The organism is Rosenbergiella collisarenosi, assembly GCF_018494085.1.
Classification (GTDB): Bacteria; Pseudomonadota; Gammaproteobacteria; order Enterobacterales; family Enterobacteriaceae; genus Rosenbergiella; species Rosenbergiella collisarenosi.
The window spans coordinates 101,234-124,632 of record NZ_JABBFP010000006.1; the positions used below are offsets into that span (position 1 = coordinate 101,234).

The following is a 23,399-nucleotide window of genomic DNA, read 5'->3' on the forward strand; positions in this document are numbered from 1 at the left end:
GCAGGTTGATACGTTCATACACGCTCAAGAATCAGGGCGATACCCTGACCCACGCCGACACACATGGTGCATAAGGCAAAACGCCCGCCACGACGCTGTAACTCATATGCCGCCGCCAAGGCAATACGGACACCACTCATCCCTAGAGGGTGCCCCAAGGCGATCGCGCCACCATTAGGATTCACATGGGGAGCGTCATCGGCGACGCCCCATTGACGCAGGACCCCTAAGGCTTGTGCGGCAAAGGCCTCATTCAGTTCAATAACATCCATGTCGTTAAGGGTTAAGCCCGCCGTATGCAGCACCTTCTGCGTCGCCGAGACCGGTCCTAATCCCATCAATCGTGGTTCTACCCCTGCAGTCGCCATGGCGACGACCCGCGCCAGCGGTTGCAGATGTGAGGCAACGGCAGCACGCTCACTGGCAACGATGAGGGCCGCAGCCCCATCATTAATTCCCGACGCATTCCCGGCGGTCACACTTCCCGCGTGACGGAAGGGAGCTTTTAATCCCGCTAGCTGCTCAGCAGTGGTATTACCACGAGGGTGCTCATCTACAGAAAATACGTGGGTCGCCCCTCTTTTATCGGTAATATTGACGCCAATGATTTCTTGCGCGAGGTAACCTGCCTGCTGTGCAATGGCGGTACGCTGCTGACTGCGCAAAGCGAAAGCATCTTGATCGTCACGCGAAATGTTCAGAAATTCAGCCACGTTTTCGGCGGTTTCCGGCATACTCTCGCATCCATATTGCTTCTCAAGCAGCGGGTTGATAAAACGCCAGCCCATAGTGGTATCAAACATCTCTTGTTGTCGCTGAAAAGGCGTACTCGCTTTCCCCATCACGAAGGGTGCCCGCGACATCGACTCTACCCCTCCAGCAATCATCATTTCGCTATCACCCGCACGGATCGCGCGGGCGGCAAAGCCCAGAGCATCCAGGCCGGAGCCACATAAGCGGTTCAATGTCGTACCCGAAATGTGTGGTGGGAGATTGGCTAATAGTAAAGCCATACGAGCAACGTTACGATTATCCTCCCCCGCCTGATTGGCACAGCCAAGGATGACATCGTCAATACGTTCGAGATCTAACTGCGGCGCGCGTTGCAGTAAGGCCCGCAACGGGATTGCGGCCAAATCATCGGTACGCACCGAGGAGAGTGCCCCAGCATAACGGCCAATCGGGGTACGGATCCCATCGCAGAGATAGGCTTCAGACATGGCTCACCTCCACTGACTGAGTCGAACGTGGGAGCGCGTAGTGGGCAAGTAATGCTTTTTGCCGCAGAAGAGGACAAGGACGATAGCGCTCTTCGCCATAATAATGCTGTAAGGTTTCGAGTAACGTTAACACTCGGCCCCATCCCCATTCGCCGCCCCATGCGAGAGGGCCTTTGGGGTAATTCACGCCAGTTTGCATGGCTATGTCGATGTCCTCTGCACTAGCAATTCCTTTTTGCAGAGCATCTAAGGCTTCATTAATAATCATTGCCACAGTGCGGCTGACCAACAGTCCAGGGTAGTCGGCAATTATCAATACCGTTTTACCCTGCTGCTGAAAATAGTGCACCACGCTTTCGGTTTGTTGACGAGTGTTAGTGCTAGCGGCCGCCAAGACGATAGTGCTGCTCAAGCTGAGGTCATAGACCACCGTCGGTTGCTGATGACGAACCGCGAGACAGGTCGCCGTCTCGCCCTCGGTCGGGACCACACTCACCCCATCGACCTCTAGCTTACCTGCCGGATAGACATTCACTTTTTGAACGCGTGACGCGACGGTTTTCTCGGCGATCACTTCTGGATGCGGCAATGACCAATCATAGACGCCTCGACCCGATTTTTTCCCTAATCGACCGGCGCTCACTAATGATTGCTGAGCGAGCGAAGGAAGAAAGCGCCGATCTTGCCAAAAGCCATGATAGACCGAGCAGGTCACCGCGAAATTCACGTCTTGACCAATCAGGTCGGTCAAGGTGAGCGGCCCCATAGCAAATCCCCCGGCATCACGCAGAGCGCTGTCAATCACTTCGGGCGCCGCGACGCGGTCTTCTAACGCTCGCCACGCTTCGGCATAAAATGGCCGAGCCACGCGATTGACGATAAATCCCGGTGTAGAGTGGCAGGTCACTGGCTGCTTTCCCCAACGGCGCACTTCATCAACTAACTGTTGGATTATCGTTTCCGTCGTTTCTACTCCACGAACCACTTCAACCAATTTCATCACCGGTGCCGGATTAAAAAAATGTAGCCCGGCAACACGCTGAGGAAAGGCTAGATGACGCGCAATATCAGTAATAGAAATAGATGAGGTATTGGAGGTAAAGAGAGTTTTTTCGCTACAAATAGCTTCAAGCTTTTCGAAGAGTTGCTGTTTTATCTCGAGATTTTCTACCGCAGCCTCAATCACCAGGTCGGCATCCGCTAAATCACTAAGCTGATAAACGGGGATAAGGCTGGCTAAAATCGCCCCACGTTGAGCAGCCGAGAGCTTACCGCGTTGTAGCCGAGAGTCGAGACGTTGGATAATCCCCTCTATCGCGCCAGTTACCGCGGTAGGATTGATATCGTAGAGTTTAACCCGCTTTCCCTGTTGGGCAGCGACTTCAGCGATACCGGCACCCATGGTACCGCCACCGATCACTGCCACGGTATGAAGTGTTGTCGTCATCCTATTCCCCCGTAAACTGTGGTGGACGTTTAGCCAGAAAAGCACTGACCCCTTCTCGATAATCGCTACTGCGCCCAGCAAGGCGCTGAAAGTCACGCTCAACGTCGAGCTGCTGCGCGAGGGTGTTCGTCTCCGCGGCGCGAAGCGCTTGCTTAATCAGCCCCAATCCGTAGGTCGGTTGTCTGGCCAAATGCTGAGCGAGTTGCTCCACCGTCGCTGAAAATTCTGAGTCATCAACCACCTGCCAAATCATCCCCCAGGCTTCAGCTTGTTCAGCACTGAGCTTGCCACCTAATAAGGCCAATCCCGCAGCGCGTGCACGGCCTGCCAGTCGTGGTAACAACCATGTTCCACCGCTGTCAGGAACCAGTCCTAGGCGGCTGAATGCCATCACGAAACTGGCTTGGCGACTGGCTACGACGATGTCACAACCTAAAGCCAGCGTGGCACCCGCGCCTGCCGCAACCCCGTTCACTGCCGCGATAACCGGCTTGCGTAGGGCCGCCAAACGCTTCACCAACGGGTTGTAGAGTTTTTCTACCGAGTCCCCCAAATCCGGCGCCGGACCATTGGGATCGACGTTACGGTCGTTGAGATCTTGTCCAGCACAAAAGCCACGCCCGGCACCGGTAATCACGACACAACGAATGCTTTCATCTTGCTCAGCTTGAGTCAGACACTTCGCCAAGGCTTGGTGCATCGCGACATTAAAACTGTTGAGTCGGTCTGGACGATTGAGTGTCAGGGTCATTACCCCCTGCGACACGTCACAGAGTAAGGTCTCCATTTCTAGCACCCCCGATACGAGGCGGGACGCTTCTCGAGGAAGGCAGCAATGCCCTCTTCCCGATCAGCCGTTGCCGCTAATAAAGTGAACAACTGGCGTTCTTGGATCAGCCCCGCTTGCAGAGGAACCTCTTGCGCCTGTCTTAACGATTGCTTTGCCGCCTGTAATGCTAAGGGGGCATGGCAAGAAAGGGTTTTGGCGAGAGCTAGGGCATAGTCCACACAAAGCTCAACCGGATAAATATCGCTGATTAATCCCGCCTGTAACGCCGCCTGCGCCGTAATACTTTCGCCGCTCAGGACCATACGGCTTGCAAGGGCTTTCCCCACACTGCGAATAAGACGTTGCGTTCCCCCCGCGCCAGGCATAATGCCGAGTTTAATTTCGGGTAAACCAAACTGCGCGTTCTCTCCCGCCACTGCAAGGTCGCAGAGCAGCACTAATTCGCAGCCCGCCCCCAACGCATAGCCATTTACGGCGGCAACCAGCGGCTTAGGAAAAGCATTGAGGCGTGCCCATAATTGCGGGCGTAAATCGTTAAAGGTTGCAGGCAGATCTTTCTCTGCCATCTCCCGTAGGTCGGCCCCTGCGGCAAAAAAACGCGTATTGCCGGTGATCACGCAAGCCGTAATAGCTGCGTCATTCGCTGTCGCTTCTAACGCCTCAGCAAGCTGTTGTAAGGTGGCATTATCTAACGCGTTACGCGCCTCAGGTCGGTCAAGGGTGATTAGCAACACTTTGTCGTATTGAGTTAGGATAAGTTGGCTCATACCATCCCCTTCGCATCAAAATCGATCACGACATCCGGGGTAGTGGGTAGCGCTTGGCAGCTCAGAACATAACCTGCCGCCAACTCATCCGGCTCCAAGCTATAGTTCACCGCCATCTCCACTTGGCCTCGTACCACTTTACATTTACAGGTGGCACATACGCCGCCTTTGCAGGCATAGGGTAAGTCGGCGCCTTGTCGTAAAGCCGCATCGAGTAGACTTTCATCTTCGGCCGTGAGTGTCAGGGTGCGATCGCGGCCGTCTTGACGCAGGGTAAAGTGATGGTCAGTACTTTCAGTACGACGCGCACGGGGAGTAACCGGCCCTGAGTTAAAGCGTTCGACATGAATAGCCTGTTTCGCCATCCCTAAAGTTTGCAGTACTGTTTCGGCTTCATCCATCATGCTGTTTGGACCGCAGATAAAGGCTTCATCAAATTGACGAAAGTTCAGTAATCGGCGGCCAAGCGCCTGAAGTTTTTCACCGTCGATATGCCCTTGTAATAAGTCGCTGTCGACGCTTTCTTGGCTAAACACTGATATCCACTGAAAACGCTCTGGATACGTATCTTTAAGGTCCGCTAAGGCTTGGCGGAACATCATCGTTTGGCTGCTACGGTTACCGTAAAGTAGCGTGAATTGGCTAGCAGGTTCCTGTAATAAGGTAGCTGAAATAATCGCTAGCATCGGCGTGATGCCGGAACCAGCAGCGATAGCCAGATAATGCCCGCGCCTGTCGGCTTGCGGTTGGTAGCCGAAGTTACCCTGCGGCACCATCACCTCCATCTCTGAGCCAACCTGGATACTTTCGCGGGCAAAGTTAGAAAACCTCCCTCCCTCTATTGCCTTAACCGCTACGCTGACCTGCGTCGGCGAGGCACCTCGACAAATGGAGTAGCAGCGGCGTAACTCTTCACCCGCTACACGCGCTTTCAGCGTAAGGTGTTGTCCTGGGCGAAAACGATACGCTGCCTGTAGCAACTCAGGGATAGCAAAGGTAATGGTGACGGCCTCCCGCGTTTCGGGTTCGACGCTAGCGACCTTTAATGAGTGAAATGTCGTCATGGCAGCCTCAGATACATTTGAAATAGTCGAAAGGTTCACGGCAGCTATCGCAACGATATAACGCTTTGCAGGCAGTGGATCCGAACTCGCTGATCAGCGAGGTGTGTTTACTGCCGCAACGAGGACAGCTAACGTCTATTCGCCCGAAAGCATGACAGCTATGCCCCACCGGCGGACTAATACCGTAGTGACGTAAGCGTTGACGAGCCTCGTCGCTCATCCAATCGGTGGTCCAGGCCGGGTCGAGCTGCAACACCACATGGATCGGCGCAAAGCCGTGATCAGATAAAGTGCTCTGCATCGCGCCAATCAGATGCTCCGTGGCCGGACAACCGGAATAGGTGGGCGAAAAGCCAATCACCCAGCCATCTCCTTGCTGACGTACACTTCTTACCATCCCTAAATCAGTAATACTTATTACCGGTATTTCAGGATCGGGGATCTGGCTGAGTAAGTGCCAAATTTCTGGAATTTCTGCGGGAAGAATCTGCTGTAAACGTTGCATCATCTGCTCCTTTACCATTGCTGACCCGGATAAGATCGCGGCAAAATTTGCATTTCTGCCAGCATCGGTCCGAGATGTTCGGTATGTAGCCCTTGCTTACCGCCTCGGCGATAAGCCGCCTCCTGGGGTAACGCTAATCCTGCCTGATGAACCCCGGCAGTCACTTCCTCCCGCCAGGGTGCCTCGAGCTGACGGGGATCAACGCCAATCCCTGCCGCAGCTACCGCTTGGTCATGCTCATCGGCCTCGAATAACTCGGCGGTGAAACGCCACAGTTCATCGATCGATCCTTGTACTTTCTGTGCCGACAGTGCAGTGCCTTGCCCTAACCGCTCAAGCCAGCCGCGGCTAAAGCGTAGATGGTATTTCACCTCTTTCAGGGCTTTCGCGGCGATTGCCGCAATCTGCGTATCCTGACTAGTGATTAATCGACTGTAGAGCGCGACATGCCAGGCATCGATAAAATATTGTCGGACCAAGGTATCGCCGAAATGACCGTTAGGCTGCTCGACCAGCAGCAGGTTACCGAACTGACGCTCATCACGTTGAAACGCGAGGCTGTCTTCATCTTGGTCGCCGAGACGCTGAGCGGCATACGTCAGAAAATTTCTGGCTTGCCCTAAAATATCAAGCCCAATATTGGCCAGCGCGAGGTCGATCTCCAGTTCCGGTGCGTGGCCACACCATGCACCCAAGCGTTGAGAAAGCACTAAACCATTGTCACCGAGTCGTAAAACGTAGGTCGTTACACTGTCCATCTGGGCCTCACATATGTTCGATGCCGTCAGGCAGTTGATAAAAAGTGGGATGACGATAGATCTTGCTTTCTGCTGGCTCGAAGAATTCTCCGCGATCTTCCGGTTGTGAGGCCACAATTTCAGCCGCTTTGACAACCCAAATCGAACAGCCCTCATTGCGCCGAGTATAGGCATCGCGCGCATTTTCCAGCGCCATCTGATCGTCGGCAGCATGTAAGCTTCCGACATGGCGATGAGAGAGTCCTTGTTGACTGCGTACAAAGACTTCATATAACGGCCAATAGTGTTGACGCATAATAAGCTCCTTAAGCGACTTCGCGCTGCGCGCGTTTCTCTGCATGAGTTAAGGCCGCTTCTCTGACCCAAGCCCCGTCCTCCCAAGCTTTGCGCTTGGCGGCTAAACGTTCGTGATTACAGAGTCCGCGGCCGTTAATGACGTCATTGAACTCTTGCCAGTCGATCTCACCGAACTGGTAATGGTCCGTGTTCGCGTCAAACGTCAAATTCTTGTCCGGTACCTGCATTCCCAGTAACTCGACTTGCGGCACGGTGTTATCGACAAATCGCTGGCGTAATTCGTCGTTACCGAAACGTTTAATTTTCCATGCCAAGCTTTGCGCGCTGTTGGGTGATTCGTCATCGTTAGGCCCAAACATCATCAGTGCTGGCCACCAGAAGCGATTGATCGCGTCCTGTAGCATGGCTCGCTGTTGTTCACTGCCTTGTGAAAGCGCCATACAGGCTTCAAAGCCTTGACGTTGATGGAAACTTTCCTCTTTACAAATTTTCACCATCGCGCGGGCATAAGGGCCATACGAGGTTCGACATAATGCGACTTGGTTCACAATGGCGGCACCATCCACTAACCAACCAATGACCCCGATATCTGCCCAGTTAAGGGTCGGGTAATTGAAGATCGAGGAGTACTTCATCTTCCCTTCTAACATCTTCTGGTAGAGGTCTTCGCGCGCGCAGCCTAACGTTTCAGCCGCACTGTAGAGATACAACCCATGGCCCGCTTCATCCTGAACCTTGGCGAGTAAAATAGCTTTGCGTCGTAATGAGGGGGCGCGGGTTATCCAGTTGCTCTCGGGCAACATCCCAACGATTTCTGAATGGGCATGTTGACCTATTTGGCGGATCAGGGTTTTACGATAGGCCTCAGGCATCCAGTCTTGGGGCTCTATTGCCGTTTCCTCTGCGATGGCGTTAAGAAAGCGTTGTTCATGACTCATATCATCACCAGTCGATTCGTAAAATATCATTAAAATAAAATAAGTGAATCATTAACCTATGGCTTATAAGTTACATCGATGTTAATAGAAGCCCCAATCTTTGTTTCGTTATTCTGTGATCGCTCTCTCACACCTCATGCATAAGCTATTGTTAGTAGTGAATTTAACTAAAAATATAAAATGAGATGTTAATCACAGGTTACTTAATAATTTATTATCATGCTTTAAAATGATTCACAAAAACACTAGATTGTTATTATTGTCGTAACGTTTTGGGGTGTGTGATGCAAAAGTTATCCAGCTTTGTGTGTAATCAATGGCAAACCGGTCAAGGGGAGGGCCGCGTTATTCGTCACGCAATCACCGACGAAGCGCTGTGGGAGGTAAGTAGTGAGGGCATCGATTTCGCCGCAGCCGGTCACTATGCCAAAACGGTAGGCGCACCTGCCCTGCAAGCCATGACCTTTATTGAACGGGCCGCCTTACTTAAAGCCGTGGCGAAGCATTTACTCGCAGAGAAAGCAGCGTTTTATGAGATCTCCAGTCAAACGGGGGCGACACGCGCAGACAGTTGGGTCGATATTGAAGGTGGGATAGGTACGCTTTTTACTTATGCAAGCCTCGGTAACCGTGAACTACCAGATGATACCCTCTGGCCTGAAGATCCTCTGATCGCTCTGTCTAAAGAGGGGGGATTCGCGGCGCGTCATGTCTTAACCTCAAAACAAGGGGTCGCCGTCCATATTAATGCCTTCAATTTCCCCTGCTGGGGAATGTTGGAAAAATTAGCTCCCACATGGTTGGCCGGTATGCCTGCCATCATTAAGCCTGGGACGGCAACAGCTCAAGTGACGCAGGTAATGGTCAAGTCGATGGTAGGGAGTGGACTAGTCCCTGACGGAGCGATCAGTCTGATCTGTGGATCAGCGGGTGATCTCCTTGATCAGCTAGATAGCCAAGACGTAGTGACCTTTACCGGCTCTGCAAAGACAGGCCAACAACTCCGCGTACACCCTAACCTCGTCAAACAGTCGATACCTTTTACCATGGAAGCGGACTCGCTAAATTGCTGTGTACTCGGAGAGTCCGTTGACCCAGAAGCCCCTGAATTTGGCTTGTTCATTCGAGAGATTGTCCGAGAGATGAGTGCCAAAGCGGGGCAAAAATGTACCGCGATTCGCCGAATTTTGGTACCAGAAGCGCAATTGGATGCAGTACGTCGCGCACTGCTTGAGAAACTGTCCACACTCACTGTAGGCGATCCCCGCCAAGCGGGAGTAAAAATGGGAACCTTGGTGAATCGAGCGCAACAGCAAGATGTTCAACAGCAAGTCGATGCCTTATGTCAGGCCGGATGCGAACGCTTACTCGGGGGCCGTATCGACCCACAACTTCCCGGTGCAGGTTATCCATTAACCTTACTTTACTGTCCGCAACCGGACTCCACCGCCGCCGTCCATGCGATTGAAGCCTTTGGGCCAGTTGCGACGCTGATGGCTTATCGTGACAAAGCGCATGCTATCACACTGGCGCGTGCTGGCGGTGGCAGCCTTGTGGCGACCTTCGTCACGAACGATGATCACGCCGCGCGCGACTTTATCACCGGTGCCGCATGCGCTCACGGGCGAATCCAAATTTTAAATCGCGAGTCCGCAGCCGAGTCGACTGGCCATGGGTCGCCCCTGCCACAACTGGTACATGGTGGCCCAGGTCGCGCTGGCGGAGGCGAAGAGCTAGGCGGACTACGTGCAGTGAAGCACTACTTACAACGTACTGCGATTCAAGGGAGTCCTTCGATGCTCGCCACCGTAGGTCAGCAATGGGTGCGCGGTGCAAAAGTCCAAGAAGAGGCCATACACCCTTTCCGTAAATATTTTGAAGATTTACGTCCGGGTGACAGTTTGCTGACTCACCGTCGAACGCTAACTGAAGCCGATATTGTCAATTTCGCCTGTCTAAGTGGCGACCATTTTTATGCCCATATGGATAAAATTGGTGCCGAGGCCTCTTTCTTTGGCGAACGCGTTGTCCACGGCTATTTTATCGTTGCCGCCGCGGCAGGACTTTTCGTGGATGCCGGGGTCGGACCGGTCATTGCCAATTATGGCTTAGAAGGGCTGCGTTTCTTGCAACCGGTTAAACCCGGCGACACCATTCAGGCCCGGTTAACCTGCCAACAAAAGACCGTCAAACGCCAGCGTAGTGCGGAAGAACGTGCCACGGGGGTCGTGCAGTGGGCAGTTGATGTCACTAACCAACATCAAGAAGTGGTCGCAGTATATTCTATTCTGACCTTAGTCGCGCGCCGGGAGGCCGATTTTCCAACCGACATAACCGTAGAATAGTTAGGATAAGGGCATGAGTTCGTCTAACTGACTCATGTCCGACTCGCCGCGAGTATTATTCCTTAGGTCGTATACAATAGTGATTAACGCTGTAGTAAGTGCTGTTGGCGGGAATATCATGATTAACGAAAGCCCCCGCGCCGATCGTCACATTATCGCCGATCACAATATGTTCTGAAATAATACAGCTGTTCGCCCCAATATTTACGTTGTTGCCAATCGTGATGGTATTACTATTATCCGACTTCAATCCTATTGTCGTATTTTGCCGTATAGTAAAATTTTCGCCTATCTTACAGCGTCGCGAAATCACAATCCCAGCCTGATGGCCAATGGTCAGACCCGCCCCAATTTGGGTCCCTAACTCAATCTCGGTGTTATATTTAAAGAATAGATTACGGTTGATTCGCTTAGCCAGTTTCTGCCGATATCGACTCTTGCTGAGATAAAGAAAATTCGCTAAGCGCCACCAGAACACAAACCGTTTCTTTGGCTTTTTGTACGCCGAATGGATAGCCTTTCCCCAAGAAAAAGGTTTCTTGTTATGGCCTATCACCTCTCGATGTAAACACTGTTTTAGCTCATCGACTGACATATCTAGTTACATCCATTAGGCTAATGTTAACGAATGCATTACTATATAGCGATTATCATGTTAATTACAGTTTTGGGTCCCTTGTAATGCAACAGACTGAGTTTCGTTATGATGTAAATGGCTTGCGGGCATATGCCTTATTGCTAGTCATTTTTTATCATTTTAATCTTCCACTTTTCCATGCGGGATTTATCGGTGTTGATATTTTCTTTGTTATCTCTGGCTATTTTATGACAAAGATCATTGCCGACCAATTGTATGTCAATAATTTTAATATAAAGAACTTCTTCTACGCCAGATTTATTAGAATCGTGCCACCATTACTATTAGTAACGATCACCTTCTATTGTGTGAGTTTTTTACTCTTAAATCCAGAGGACTTCCAGTATTATTGTAAGTATGTCATAAAATCTTTAACTTTTACCTCGAATATTTCATTACTCAAAGAGGCCGATGACTATTTTGCTGCCAATAGTGCAAAAAACTTATTGCTGCACACATGGTCTTTATCGGTAGAGTGGCAGTTTTATCTTCTTTACCCCTTTCTGTTTATTTTACTCAATAAAGTTGTGAAGCACCCTAGAGGGTTAATTACTATACTCTCCCTCTTATTGCTCTCTTCATTTCTCTTTTCAGTCTATCAATCGACGATCAACCGTGCCTATGACTTCTATATGCTAACTACGCGTGCTTGGGAAATGTTGGCAGGAGGACTGGTTTATCTGTTTGAAAGCAGCAGAACGTCTCAGCAAAGTCGCCCACCTATTTTATTGAAACTATTTGGGGTAGCTCTGGTTTTATTATCATTAATCACTATTAATGATAAAGTTCTTTGGCCTGGGTATTTAGCTATCCTAGTAGTGATCGGTTCATCACTGATCATCTATTCGGTAAATAACTCTTTACGCATTTTCAATCATCCGGTTATTTATAACATTGGATTAGCATCCTATTCGATATATTTATGGCACTGGCCAATTCATTTTTTTGCTAATTATTACTTCCCCCATTCTACAACTATTAACAATATTGGATTCTCAGCCTTATCCATCATCATTGGTTATTTAAGTTATAAATTTATAGAGAGGAAAGTCATTTCTTGGGCAAAAGGTAAAGGCCAATTATTTTCATTTTCATTTTTCTTATGTACGGTACTAATTTTTATCGGTGTCGCAGACCATACCCGTAAGAATTCTGGGTTCCCATGGCGAGGGGGAGAAAATTATCTTTCCCTTATCAATAAAATAAAAATGCCTAGCCCGGAGGATGGTTGGTGCTTCTACTCTATCGCAAGCCATCACGAGTTCACTGTTGGTCTTCCCGGTGTACAATGTAAGGTTGGTAACACTATTCATCCGCGGAAAAAAGGACTGCTCTTCGGTGACTCCTATGCGGGGCAATACATACCTTTTTGGCAAAGCGTGGGGGAAAATAATTTTATGCAACTGCAGGCAATCACCACTAATTGGTGTAATCCCTCTACCGGTAATGACTTCTCTGGTCCCCATTCTTCACGTGCCTATCAGCAATGCCTATTTAATCGCCACTATCTCCTCGATCATATCAGCGATTATGATTTCATCGTTTTGGCAGGATCGTGGACTAAAGATTTCGATAATCCACAATCAATTGAAGGTTTACGCGATTTAATTACTAAAATTCAGCAAAAGAACGTTCCGCTTATTATTATGGACGAGCCTTATCAGTTTGAAGAGAATGTTGGTGCACTTTATAAGCAGAATTTATGGCGACACCGCTATTTCGATATTCAGCCTTATACCTCTGTCAAGATGGACAATACACTACGAGCCACCAGCCAGATCCTTGACCAATTGATCGCCAATCCCGCGAATACGCTACATCTTCGCCGCAGTGATCTCTTCTCACCGACGCATTATGCCGTCGATGATATTCCTTATTCATTGGATGGGGGACATATCAGTGTGCTGGGATCATTAGCAGCCGAGCGCTATTTTATTGCGCACGGCGGCAGTGAAAAGCTTCAACACTTTCTTAAGCAATAATTCAGTCGATCCCCCAGCGCACTGGGGGACCCGTTGTCTTTTATTCAACAATGCGAATAGATTTACGGTGAGTGAAGGCTTGGAAGCTAAAGAAACCGTGATACTCCCCCATACCTGAGCTCCCCACCCCACCGAACGGGAGATAAGGGGAAAAGAAATGGGTCAATGTGCCGTTGACTTGCGCATCCCCGCTCGGTACCGCGCTAATCACTTTTTTACCTGTCGCCGTATCTTTGGTGAAGACATAAAACGCGAGCGGATTAGGATGGCGACGGTTTATCTCCTGCACCACTTGGTCGACTTCCTCGTAGTTAACGATAGGCAATACCGGACCAAAAAGCTCCTCCTGCATTAACGCATCATCCCACTGCACATCAGACACGACCGTAGCGTGTAAATAGCGATTGGCGGGATCGGCTTGTCCGCCAATTTCAACATGTCCCCGGGTCTGCTTGAGTAACTCGAGTAAATGCTCAACCTGTCGCTGACTCACCACTTTACCGGTGGAGTGGACGTCGGGGAGTTGTTCACGAATGGCTTGCGTTAGCCGATCCACTAATGCGGTTTTCAGGCTAGAGGGGACGAGCACGTAATCCGGTGCGACACAGGTCTGACCGCTGTTAGTGTATTTACCAAACATCAGTTGTTGGGTAACTTGATCGAGGTCAGCATCTGGCAAGACTAAGAAAGGCGTTTTGCCCCCTAGCTCTAACACCACCGGCGTTAAATGCTTCGCGGCAGCCTCCATCACCACTCGACCAACGTTAGGGCTCCCCGTAAAGAAGATAAAATCAAAAGGTAAGCTGAGCAGTACGGTATTCTCCTCTCTGGCTCCTTGCACCACGGCCAGATAATCACTATCAAACGCGGTATTGACGATATCCTCGATTACCTTTGCAGTATGAGGAACTTGCTCTGATGGCTTAATCATCGCGGTATTACCGCCAGCGATGGCACCCACTAACGGTCCAAGCGCCAACGCGACAGGATAGTTAAAAGGGCCAATGATGTAGCTCACGCCATAGGCCTCATGCTGATAGGAACAGGTTGAGGGGGCAAGGATCTTAGGTGTTTCTACCTGCTTTTCACTGCACCATTCGTCAAGATGGGCGAGCGCGAAGTCGATTTCAGAGACGACCTCGCCAATTTCCCCCATATCGACCAACGCTTTATCACGGCCTAAATCCTCTGCCATCGCGACATATAGTGGCTCTTTGTGTGCCAGTAAACTCTCTTTTAGCGTAGTCAATGCCTGCTTACGGAAGACGACATCACGCGTTTTCCCTTGCGCAAAAAAGTCTTTTTGCTGTTGAAAAATCTGTTCGATTTTCTCTTTTGCGGTATATGACATGGTCTCTCCTATCATTTAATAGAGGGGGTTACTCTTACTTAGCAATATCCTGGGCATCGTGATGGCTTTCGATTTGAAAGGTCCACTGCTTGCCATAGGGTTGTGCCTGCATAATGGTCCAGCCTGCGGTATTACCCGCTCCGGCATTGTCGCCATCATGAATAATCTGTTCGACATCCTGTGCCGTGAGCGTTGTTGAACTCTGATTCCCCCAAGCGCCCCGTAGGTAGTTGATGAGATCAGCCGTCTGCTGTGAACTAAGTCGATCTGCGTAGGCCGGCATGCTGACGGTAGAAGGTGCCCAGTTCCCCGCTGGCAGGGTAGCCCCCTCAAGGATAATTTTGACCAAGGAATCCGGCAGCGGCCCGGTGACGATAGAATTACCCCTAAGCTGCGGGAACATCCGTGGGATCCCTTCGCCTTGTCGACCGTGACAGATGGCACAGTTATCGTCGTAAATGGCCTCTCCCACAGGGTGAGGGGCCGGGCTCGATTGCGCGACCCTCTCTTCGGGCTGACGTGCTGGAAGCGTTTTTAAGTATTTCGCGATTGCCTGTAAATCGGTATCAGTGAGGTATTGTGTACTCCAACTGATCACGTCAGTCATCGGTCCAAAAGAGGCGGTACGGTCTGTGCGACCGGTTTTTAGGTACGCCACTAACTCGTCCTCAGACCAACTTCCAAGGCCGTTGTAGCGATCCGCGCCAAGGTTAGGCACCGACCAGCCATCAATCACTGTCCCGCCGGCTAACCAATGTTCGCCTTGCTGTTCACCTAAGGCTTTTTCTTGCATCGCCATACCACGTGGCGTGTGGCAAGAACCGCAGTGTCCCAAGCCCTGCACTAAGTAGCTACCTCGCGCTACTTGCGGGTCACTATAAGTTTGGGGATCAAAGGGTTTCGCCTCCGGAGCAAATAGACCGCGCCATACTCTTAATGGCCAACGCATTGACAGCGGCCAAGGGATCTCCGTCTCTTTATTGACGGTGGGCTCGGCCTCAACCCCTTCCATAAAATAGGTATAAAGCGCTTTGATATCGTCATCGGTAAGACGTGAATAACTGGGGTAAGGCATTGCCGGGTAGAGTGTTCGACCATCTTTGCGAACCCCCTGACGCAACGCGTTCGCGAACTCTTCGAGGCTATAGCCACCAATCCCCTGTGCGGGATCAGGCGTAATATTCGTCGAGTATATTACCCCGATGGGTGATTTAATCGCCAAGCCGCCGGTAAAAGGTTTACCCCCTACGGCGGTATGGCAGGCCACACAGTCTCCCGCCCGGGCCAAATATTCGCCCTGCTCGACTAAATGTGGGTCACTCTGCGCCCCATAGCTCGCCACACTCAATACCCATAACGCTAAGCCGCTGAGAAATAGATTTTTTTTCATGGCTATTTCTCCGGCATAAAATTAGGACCGATGATGACTTGTCCGGGGATCTGCTGGGGATTTTTTCGTGCATCGACTTCTCTCTGGTAAGTGGCATTCGCGCGTTGGATCAGAAATTGACGGATCGACTCAATTTGCGCCGCAGACATATTTTTCTTGAATCCCACCATACCGTAAGCGGTCAAGGCACCCTCGCCGACTACTCGATAGAAGGCATCGGCGTTCCGAATCGCACCAGACCAACGAAGATCCGGCAATACACCGCCCGATTCACCGTTATCCCCATGACACGCGGCACAATAGTCCATGTAATGGCTATATCCACTCTTCGCCTGATCACTCTTAAATCTTTCGGGTGGCCTGACCGGGAGGAATCCTTTGCTGTTGACGGGTGGCAGGGTTTTATCCCCATCTAAGGAGAAGACGACAATACGCGACTTATTGACGGTCCAGCCTCCCGTTCTTGCCACGCCACCCATTAGTAGAGGATAAATACCGCCCCAGCCGACCTCGACCGCAACATATTGCTTACCTACTACGGAATAGGTAATCGGCGCAGCCATCACCGCACTTTGTAATGATGTTTGCCAAAGCTGTTGGCCAGTCGTCGCGTCGTAAGCATTAAAAAGACCATTAGTCAGGCCTTGGAAGACTAAATTCCCGGCGGTGGCGAGCACTCCGCCGTTCCAAGGACCTTGATGATTAACGGTGAAAGCAGGGGCTTGCTTAACCGGATCCCACGCAATCAGCCACCCTTTGAGTAACGCGCCAAACTGACTCTTCACGTTGGCGTCATCCGGAGCACCGATTTTCGACATATCGAGCCCGAGGTTAAGACCTTGCGGCTTAAGCTTCGCATCCTGACTCGGTACATAATTGAAGGGGATCTGTTGGGCGGGGAGGTAGACGTAACCGGTTTTCGGGCTATACGCCATGGGCTGCCAGTTATGCCCGCCTAAATCACCAGGCAAACTAAACCAAGGTTTTCCGGTAACCGAGTAAAGGGCATCGGGAACAGTATTCGGTCGGCCGGTTTTCGGGTCGACGCCCTTCGCCCAATTCACCTCGACGTAGTTTTTAGCCGAAAGAAATTGTCCGGTTTTGGCGTCGAGAATATAGAAAAATCCATTTTTCGGGGCATGCATAATCACATGACGGGGCTTTCCCTCCACAAGAATATCCGCGGTCATGATCTGCTGCGTCGAAGTGAAGTCCCACTGATCCTGCGGCGTTTCTTGAAAGTGCCAAACATATTCGCCCGTCTCAGGACGCAGCGCGAGAATACTGCCAAGAAACAGGTTGTCACCTTTGCCGCCTGAGCGCTGTTGGTAGTTCCAAGGTGAACCATTGCCCACACCGATATACACTAAATCAGTGACCGGATCGTAGGTAATTGCGTCCCAGACCGTTCCGCCACCTCCCGATTTAACCCAGTTTCCCGGTCCCCAGGTTTTGTACGCTAATTCAGCGAGAGGTTTATCGGAGATGGCATGATCAGGCTTATTATCGGGTGCCGGGACCGTGAAGAAGCGCCATTTTAATTTTCCCGTCTCTGCATCGAATCCAGAGACAAACCCTCGCGCACCAAACTCAGCGCCCGCATTGCCAATAATGACTATCCCTTTCGCCACACGCGGCGCACCATCAATAATATAGCTACGCACCTCACCTAACTGTGCATCGTGCGGAATGGTGTCGGTTTCCCAAACAGACTTGCCCGTTTTCGCATCCAGCGCCACTAAACGTCCATCAAAGGTGCCGAGAATAATTTTCCCATTCCAATAAGCGGCTCCGCGATTGACCGTATCACAGCAGCCTTTTACCGCAACATTACCCGGCACTTTAGGATCGTACTGCCAAAGTAGTTGTCCCGAATCCGCTTTATAGGCACGGACCTTACTCCAGTTAGTGGTGGCGTAAAGTACGCCATCAACCACTAACGGCGTACCTTCTTGACCTCGGTTGGTATCAAAATCTTGGTACCACGCAATGTGTAACTGCTTTACGTTTTTATCGTTAATTTGCGTTAAAGGCGAATAACGTTGCTCAGAGTAAGTTCTGCCGTAGGTGAGCCAGTCCTGGGGCGTTTTATCTGCATTGATAATCGCCGACCCCGTATCTTGTGCATAAACGTTATGAGCCATGCTGGAGCATAATGAGAACAGGACGGCTCCAAGCGTAGATTTATAGTTATTTTTCATTAGGCATTGCTCCAGTCATTCATCCTTTAAAACATCTGCATCAAGCGAAGTTTGATCACGCTTTCCGACTTAAATCCGTTTTCAATACTCGCGTCGCGTCCCCAAGTCCCGAGCAGTTGGGTATGGGAAGGGAACATATAGGCTGCCCCGAAGGTATATTTTTTTTCCGCGGGTTTACCCTGACTGACGCCATTAACCGAGGAGTTTCCTCCCCACTCTTTGGTATAGGAAGTACGCACATCTAACGCGGGGGTGAGTAGGTAACGTAAGTGGACCTGCCCTTGATACAAGGTGTTTTGTGCGAGCCGACTCGACTGCACGCCATAGTCGTTGTTATCACCGAATTTGGTCGCATCCAGCCCCATATCGAGGATCAGCTTATCGTAGAGGGGCCTACTGAACGCCGCTTGTAACGCGTATTTCCAGCGATTTTCCCCCATATTTAGGCTTCCTTCATGACGATAACGACCTGTCGGCGCATAGAGAAAAGGCGTGACCCCAAAATAGGTTTGCGTCGAAGGGTTGTTATAGAGCCAAACAGTAGAAGCCAAGATTAGATCCCCGACCCCCTGAGTGCTCCCCATATCATTGCCGCCTAACCGTCCATTTACATGGCCGAAAGGAAGCAAAAATTGGGGGTCGACGGTGAATCCCCCTATTGTGGTGAAGTGGATAACACGCAATACGGAAACATCTTGGTTTAATTTTGTGTCATGTTTCGTTGAGTGGCCTTGTGAGACATAATTACCACTGTGGGAATGGGTGTAGTAAAGCAGCCCAAGATTGGTACCTGCCGGCATTGCCGTATAGTCACCGGCATCGAAATCGATCGCTAAGGCCGTATTACCCCCCCACCAAAGGAGGGAAATCATCATTAATTTCTTATAGTTATGCTTTATCATTTGCCCACCCTATGCCAGTATTTTCCTCATTGGTAATCGAATGATCGATAAAGAAAATCTTTATAAAGGATTCTTTATATCGTTTACCTGAGAAATTCATCCAATGACGATAAGTATTGCGATACCCAACCTATAGGTCAGAAAAAACCTAATAACGATACAACATTTAAATAAAAAAATTGAAATAGGAATCGCTTTATTAACATTTTCAGCCCGTTTTACACATTAAAAATGATTAATAAACAGAGGCGCGTCACAATGCTGAGCAATGAGTGGTACAGAGAGTTAAAAAAGAGCACAAAGCAGAGTAAAACTTCGCAAGCGGGAAGATGGCAGCAGAAGATCCGGAGCGATACACTGAGGTTGCGGGAAAATGGAAAACGACTATCAAACCATCATTGCGTTCAAGAACGCTTGATAATATCTGTAGATTCATGCGGCCTATTGGAGACAGACCTATAGGTCATATATGGGTCGTGGGCTTTATAGTAAATTGGTCGCTATCGTTCTAGTTTGAATGTACACGCTTTATTGATGCGGGATGTCTTTCTAAAGCAGATTTTGGCCGTATGGGTCGACGAACAAGCTCACCATTGCAGTTCGGGCAAACTCCCTGAAGTTTATGGGTCACGCAACGATGACAGAATGTACATTCAAATGAGCATATATAGGCCTCTTTTGATTCTGCGGGTAAATCACTATCACAGGATTCGCAGTTAGGTCGAAGAGCCAACATTTGTATCTCCTGTTAAGGATCAATCACCAATATAAACAAGCGTTATCTCGTCATGCACACTATTCAACAACACCCATCAAGCCGCACGAATCGTAAAGGCCGTTCTTAATAACGCTTCGGCTCGTTCGACTTGTCCAGCGTCAGGAAGATAGTGTATGGCTTGTAATAAGCTTGGAAGGGTAATAGGTTGTTGCTGGGCGAGGAGTTGAAGCACTGTCTGACCAATGATTTCTTCCAGTAATCCATCATTACTAAAAGTATTAGTATCCATATTATAACCCCCGCGAATTCACTATAATTTTTATATCAATAACTGTAGAACAAGCCTCTAATTAACTCTAATATTTATGGGTTAAATAAGTTAAAAAGTATTTCCCCTGCATAAATCGAAGAATTGAAATTAACATAAAATTCTTATATATCAATATATAAGGCTATATACATGGCAATTAAATTTTAAGGTTTGCGAAAATATTTAGATAAAATTAAAATTTGCCTCATGAGTTTGATGAGGTCGTTGATATGTTCACTCTTTTAAAATCCCATTTAGCACTTCTTCGCCCGAGTGAGCAACCTGATTATATTTTACGCTTTTTAATTTCACAGGTTGAACAAGGACATCTCGCCGCTGGGCATAAGCTTCCCTCAGTGCGGGAATTATCGTCTCAACTACAAATTAATTATGCCACCGTACAAAAAGCCTATCATCAATGTAAATTGGCAGGCGTTATCACTTCGCGACCAGGAAAAGGGAGTTTTATTAGCCGCCGCGGTGTGGTTGGAGCGCTACAGAGTCGTCACGACTTAACCTCCATGAATTCGCCGTTGAGCGAGCACTCTGAAGAGTTATCGTTAGAATTAAAGCAGCAAGCGCTTTCTTCAATCTATGATTATGATTTTAGGGCTATTTTTCGCTATCAATCAACACTCGATAATCACGATATCCGCCAAACTGGTCTAGCGTGGTTGGGTAAAAAGATCCTTCATCCGTCCGTGAATCGTATTTTACCCTGCGCGGGGATTCATGAAGGGTTACTGGCGCTGTTTGTGTTACTCCAGAAAAAAGGGGCGATTGCCCTCCCTCACTACTTTTATTCCGGTTTGAAGTCGATCATTCAGCTTATGGCGACCCCCTATGTCACTATTCCTTGTGATGAAGAGGGCCCATTACCCGATGCCTTAGCGAGACTGTGTAAGGAAAATCAGGTAGGTGCGCTGTATATCAACCCCAATATTAATAATCCAACGACCGCCACGCTTTCCATTAATCGTCGTCTTGCGTTAGCTGAGGTCGCAAAATGCCATAACCTGCATATTATCGAAGATGATGCCTATGGCGCCCTCGCCAGTGAGGGGATAGCGACCTTTAGCCAGATCCTCCCGAGCCATACATGGTATTTACAGGGATTGTCGAAAAGTTTTGCCCCGGGAATGAGAATGGCGTGGGTCTATGGCCCATCAGAAGCCGAGACGCATCAACTTTGTCAGGTAATGGGGGCGTTAAAAGTGAGTGATAATCCCCTGACCTACCAGATTGTCAATAAGTGGGTTACGTCTGGCATCGCCCAGCGTACGGCAGAAGAAACCCTCAAAACCACACGGGTACGAGTGAAGTTATTTCGTCGCCTTTTCCCCGATGATCGCTACCAAATTTCTGACGATGGCTTTCATGTCTGGTTTAGTCTAGGCAAGAAGAATGCTTACGAGATTGCTTTCCTGCTGCAACAGGCGGGAGTTTCCGCAACGCCCTCGAACGAATTTAGTTTTGAAAAAGCAGACGAGAGCTTTTTACGTATCAGTTTAAGCGGTTACGACTCCCTTTCTTCGTTGGAAGTCGCGCTAAAAAAATTCCGCGATGTGTTGAACACACTCTATTTAAAGCAGACCCAGGTATAAGGTGGACGATATGAGCGCAGTACAAGAGATCTTACAACGCGAACTCACCCGTATTAATCTCGAAGAAAAACGCGATGATAAACTAATTTTCGACCCACGATTTGTGTTCGAGAAAAAAGGGCTTTACGCCATTATGCTCGGGATGTTTATCCTGACGCTAGGCCTGCTGATCTATTCGGATATTTTTAGTCGTCTCGATGTATGGATATGTGTCGCAATTTTTGTCCTATTAAATGGCTTTTTCTTTTTCCATATTACCCCTTCCTATCATCTCGATGATATCGATAAAATTGCATGGAAAAATTGTTATACCGGTGAGTGGTATCGAGAAGTCCCGGTACGATCCGCCGTTATCGATCAGATCCTGAATTCAGATCAGGTTTCCGATCAAAGTAAGAATGAGATCCATCGTTTACAAGCGTTGGGGGCCGAAATTTTCTTCCGCGATCTGGCGAAAATGCACTAATCTCGCGAGTCGGCTCTGCCTCCACGTTGACACACTTCTTGTATTTCGTTACGTCGACAGTGATTACTTTTAAATAGCTAATCACTGTTTGACGATCGGCTCGCTTAAGCTTAGTGCCTCAATTCTCTTGGAGGCTTCACCATGAAAATGTCTTACTCCGCACTCCTGCTTATGCTGCTTTCATTAACTTCTAGCGCTCATCCCGTACCTCTACGACTCCCCCTTTCTCCTTCGCACCAATATCATCCCCATTGTGCAGATACGGCGGAATCACCCGATGAGTTTATGCGTTCGCCGCTTCGCGCGTTACGGCGCTGATCGCGAAGGGAGACTGGGGCAAAGGATAAGTCGCCCCGGTCTGAATTCTTCTGCCGACGATGTGCAGAAAACTTTTGAGTAAATTTGTTTTTTTGGCTGAAATAATACGAAAATAATGATCTCACTCGGCCAATAGCTATTCACTATGTCAAATAAAACACAGATTACCCCTTTAAAAGCGATGATTGCCGCCATAAGCGGTTATGCAATGGACGGTTTTGATCTACTGATATTGGGCTTTATGTTACCCGTAATCAGTCAACATCTCGCGCTCAGTCCCGAGCAAGGCGGGGCTTTAGTGACCTGGACATTAATTGGTGCGGTAATAGGCGGAATACTGTTTGGATTTCTCAGTGACCGCTATGGCCGTGTCAAGATGTTGACGATAACCATCTTAATGTTTGCCGTCTTTACGGGTCTCTGCGCTTTGGCACAAGGCTATTGGGATTTACTGACTTACCGGACCCTGGCGGGCGTTGGGCTGGGCGGTGAATTTGGTATTGGTATGGCGCTTATCGCCGAGACATGGCCAGCCCACCAACGTAACCGAGCCTCAGCCTGGGTGGGTATGGGGTGGCAACTGGGCGTGCTGCTAGCCGCGATAATCACCCCATTGTTACTCCCGATAATCGGCTGGCGAGGGATTTTTTTGATCGGCCTATTACCGGCATTATTTTCTTTCTTCCTGCGCCATGGTTTAGATGAACCGGCGGCTTATCGGCAGGTCCAGCAGCAGAAACGGCGACTTGGGCTCGGGAAAAGCCTAGCCATGTTGTGTCGCGACTGGAGGACAACCAAAGCCAGCCTCGGGATATTCATCCTCTGCTCTGTTCAAAACTTTGGCTATTACGGATTGATGATCTGGATGCCCACTTACCTTTCTCAGCAATTCGGTTTTTCGCTCACCAAATCAGGGCTCTGGACCGCGGTCACCGTACTTGGCATGATGTTGGGTATTGGTCTCTTTGGCTTCTTGGCAGATCGTTTCGCGCGTTGGAAAATCTTCATCCTTTATCAACTGGGCGCGCTGGCAATGGTAATCCTCTATGCGCAGCTAAAAGACCCGATGGGCATGTTAATCGCAGGCGCGGTGATGGGAATGTTTGTTAACGGTATGGTCGGCGGCTATGGAGCGTTAATCTCTGATACCTATCCAACGGAGATCCGCGCGGTGGCTCAAAATGTACTATTTAACCTCGGTCGAGGGGTAGGTGGGTTTGGACCTCTGGTGATGGGAGTGATCGCCAGCCATGGCTCCTTTATGCTCGCCATTAGTTTACTCGCGCTCCTCTACTTACTGGATGTAATGGCGACGTTGTTTCTTGTGCCTAAACAACAGCCGACGGACGAAGACCGATTGGGCGCTATCGGTTAATGATTTACCCGCCT

At 49.6% G+C, this 23,399-nt stretch carries 22 protein-coding genes; 6 read left to right on the forward strand and 16 right to left on the reverse strand.

All coding sequences use genetic code 11. The annotated features are described in order from the left end of the window. Positions 1 to 14: 14 nt before the first annotated feature. Genes pcaF through paaA form a run of 9 tightly spaced genes read right to left on the reverse strand, consistent with a single transcriptional unit; the run spans position 15 to position 7,786 of the window. Positions 15 to 1,220: a 3-oxoadipyl-CoA thiolase gene (pcaF, locus tag HGT70_RS10880; protein WP_214195829.1), complete on the reverse strand. Its 1,206-nt coding sequence runs from the start codon at positions 1,218 to 1,220 to the stop codon at positions 15 to 17. Beyond that, the gene (locus HGT70_RS10885) at positions 1,213 to 2,667 is read right to left on the reverse strand and encodes a 3-hydroxyacyl-CoA dehydrogenase (protein ID WP_214195830.1); all 1,455 of its coding nucleotides are present in this window, start codon (positions 2,665 to 2,667) and stop codon (positions 1,213 to 1,215) included. The genes pcaF and HGT70_RS10885 overlap by 8 nt, the downstream gene beginning before the upstream one ends. Position 2,668: 1 nt before the next feature. Beyond that, complete coding sequence (gene paaG, locus HGT70_RS10890; RefSeq protein WP_214195831.1) at positions 2,669 to 3,454, reverse strand: 2-(1,2-epoxy-1,2-dihydrophenyl)acetyl-CoA isomerase PaaG; 786 nt, start codon at positions 3,452 to 3,454, stop codon at positions 2,669 to 2,671. A 2-nt stretch (positions 3,455 to 3,456) separates the two neighbouring features. Beyond that, positions 3,457 to 4,224, reverse strand: a complete 768-nt coding sequence (gene paaF / locus HGT70_RS10895) for a 2,3-dehydroadipyl-CoA hydratase PaaF (RefSeq protein WP_214195832.1) — start codon at positions 4,222 to 4,224, stop codon at positions 3,457 to 3,459. Further along, positions 4,221 to 5,288: a 1,2-phenylacetyl-CoA epoxidase subunit PaaE gene (gene paaE, locus HGT70_RS10900; RefSeq protein WP_214195833.1), complete on the reverse strand. Its 1,068-nt coding sequence runs from the start codon at positions 5,286 to 5,288 to the stop codon at positions 4,221 to 4,223. The genes paaF and paaE overlap by 4 nt, the downstream gene beginning before the upstream one ends. Positions 5,289 to 5,295: 7 nt before the next feature. Beyond that, positions 5,296 to 5,793: a 1,2-phenylacetyl-CoA epoxidase subunit PaaD gene (paaD, locus tag HGT70_RS10905; RefSeq protein WP_214195883.1), complete on the reverse strand. Its 498-nt coding sequence runs from the start codon at positions 5,791 to 5,793 to the stop codon at positions 5,296 to 5,298. Between the two features lie 11 nt (positions 5,794 to 5,804). Beyond that, positions 5,805 to 6,551: a 1,2-phenylacetyl-CoA epoxidase subunit PaaC gene (paaC, locus tag HGT70_RS10910; RefSeq protein WP_214195834.1), complete on the reverse strand. Its 747-nt coding sequence runs from the start codon at positions 6,549 to 6,551 to the stop codon at positions 5,805 to 5,807. Positions 6,552 to 6,558: 7 nt separating this feature from the next. Next, the gene (paaB, locus tag HGT70_RS10915; protein ID WP_214195835.1) at positions 6,559 to 6,846 is read right to left on the reverse strand and encodes a 1,2-phenylacetyl-CoA epoxidase subunit PaaB; all 288 of its coding nucleotides are present in this window, start codon (positions 6,844 to 6,846) and stop codon (positions 6,559 to 6,561) included. Positions 6,847 to 6,856: 10 nt separating this feature from the next. Then, on the reverse strand, positions 6,857 to 7,786 hold the full coding sequence (gene paaA / locus HGT70_RS10920) for a 1,2-phenylacetyl-CoA epoxidase subunit PaaA (RefSeq protein WP_214195836.1): 930 nt from the start codon (positions 7,784 to 7,786) through the stop codon (positions 6,857 to 6,859). A 284-nt stretch (positions 7,787 to 8,070) separates the two neighbouring features. On the opposite strand from paaA, the gene paaZ reads away from it, so the two are divergent. Continuing rightward, complete coding sequence (gene paaZ / locus HGT70_RS10925) at positions 8,071 to 10,131, forward strand: phenylacetic acid degradation bifunctional protein PaaZ (RefSeq protein ID WP_214195837.1); 2,061 nt, start codon at positions 8,071 to 8,073, stop codon at positions 10,129 to 10,131. 55 nt (positions 10,132 to 10,186) lie between these two features. On the opposite strand, the gene HGT70_RS10930 is transcribed toward paaZ, so the two are convergent. Next, positions 10,187 to 10,726, reverse strand: a complete 540-nt coding sequence (locus HGT70_RS10930) for a serine acetyltransferase (RefSeq protein WP_214195838.1) — start codon at positions 10,724 to 10,726, stop codon at positions 10,187 to 10,189. 86 nt (positions 10,727 to 10,812) lie between these two features. Here HGT70_RS10930 and HGT70_RS10935 point away from each other — a divergent pair, with 86 nt between their 5' ends. After that, complete coding sequence (locus HGT70_RS10935; RefSeq protein ID WP_214195839.1) at positions 10,813 to 12,750, forward strand: acyltransferase family protein; 1,938 nt, start codon at positions 10,813 to 10,815, stop codon at positions 12,748 to 12,750. Between the two features lie 40 nt (positions 12,751 to 12,790). Here HGT70_RS10935 and mdlD read toward each other — a convergent pair whose 3' ends face one another. The 6 genes from mdlD to HGT70_RS10965 form a co-directional block, all read right to left on the reverse strand. Then, positions 12,791 to 14,101: an NAD(P)-dependent benzaldehyde dehydrogenase MdlD gene (gene mdlD, locus HGT70_RS10940; RefSeq protein ID WP_214195840.1), complete on the reverse strand. Its 1,311-nt coding sequence runs from the start codon at positions 14,099 to 14,101 to the stop codon at positions 12,791 to 12,793. A gap of 34 nt (positions 14,102 to 14,135) precedes the next feature. Then, positions 14,136 to 15,491 (reverse strand): cytochrome c, encoded by a 1,356-nt coding sequence (locus tag HGT70_RS10945; protein WP_214195841.1) that lies wholly within the window; start codon positions 15,489 to 15,491, stop codon positions 14,136 to 14,138. Between the two features lie 2 nt (positions 15,492 to 15,493). After that, positions 15,494 to 17,692 carry a PQQ-dependent dehydrogenase, methanol/ethanol family gene (locus tag HGT70_RS10950; RefSeq protein ID WP_214195842.1) on the reverse strand — a complete coding sequence of 733 codons (2,199 nt, stop codon included), beginning with the start codon at positions 17,690 to 17,692 and terminating at the stop codon, positions 15,494 to 15,496. A 26-nt stretch (positions 17,693 to 17,718) separates the two neighbouring features. Then, positions 17,719 to 18,594, reverse strand: coding sequence for a transporter (locus HGT70_RS10955; RefSeq protein ID WP_214195843.1), 876 nt, complete (start codon positions 18,592 to 18,594; stop codon positions 17,719 to 17,721). A gap of 508 nt (positions 18,595 to 19,102) precedes the next feature. Then, on the reverse strand, positions 19,103 to 19,330 hold the full coding sequence (locus HGT70_RS10960; protein WP_214195844.1) for a DUF1272 domain-containing protein: 228 nt from the start codon (positions 19,328 to 19,330) through the stop codon (positions 19,103 to 19,105). 76 nt (positions 19,331 to 19,406) lie between these two features. Further along, positions 19,407 to 19,601 (reverse strand): hypothetical protein, encoded by a 195-nt coding sequence (locus HGT70_RS10965; protein WP_214195845.1) that lies wholly within the window; start codon positions 19,599 to 19,601, stop codon positions 19,407 to 19,409. 251 nt (positions 19,602 to 19,852) lie between these two features. Between HGT70_RS10965 and HGT70_RS10970 the strand changes: the two genes are divergently transcribed. The 4 genes from HGT70_RS10970 to HGT70_RS10985 all read left to right on the forward strand — a co-directional run bounded on the left by HGT70_RS10970 (position 19,853) and on the right by HGT70_RS10985 (position 23,385). Beyond that, positions 19,853 to 21,226 (forward strand): aminotransferase-like domain-containing protein, encoded by a 1,374-nt coding sequence (locus HGT70_RS10970; protein WP_214195846.1) that lies wholly within the window; start codon positions 19,853 to 19,855, stop codon positions 21,224 to 21,226. Between the two features lie 10 nt (positions 21,227 to 21,236). Next, the gene (locus HGT70_RS10975; protein WP_092676940.1) at positions 21,237 to 21,692 is read left to right on the forward strand and encodes a YlaC family protein; all 456 of its coding nucleotides are present in this window, start codon (positions 21,237 to 21,239) and stop codon (positions 21,690 to 21,692) included. A gap of 141 nt (positions 21,693 to 21,833) precedes the next feature. Further along, positions 21,834 to 22,010 (forward strand): hypothetical protein, encoded by a 177-nt coding sequence (locus HGT70_RS10980; RefSeq protein WP_214195847.1) that lies wholly within the window; start codon positions 21,834 to 21,836, stop codon positions 22,008 to 22,010. 145 nt (positions 22,011 to 22,155) lie between these two features. Continuing rightward, complete coding sequence (locus HGT70_RS10985) at positions 22,156 to 23,385, forward strand: MFS transporter (protein ID WP_214195848.1); 1,230 nt, start codon at positions 22,156 to 22,158, stop codon at positions 23,383 to 23,385. The last annotated feature ends 14 nt before the right edge of the window (positions 23,386 to 23,399 follow it).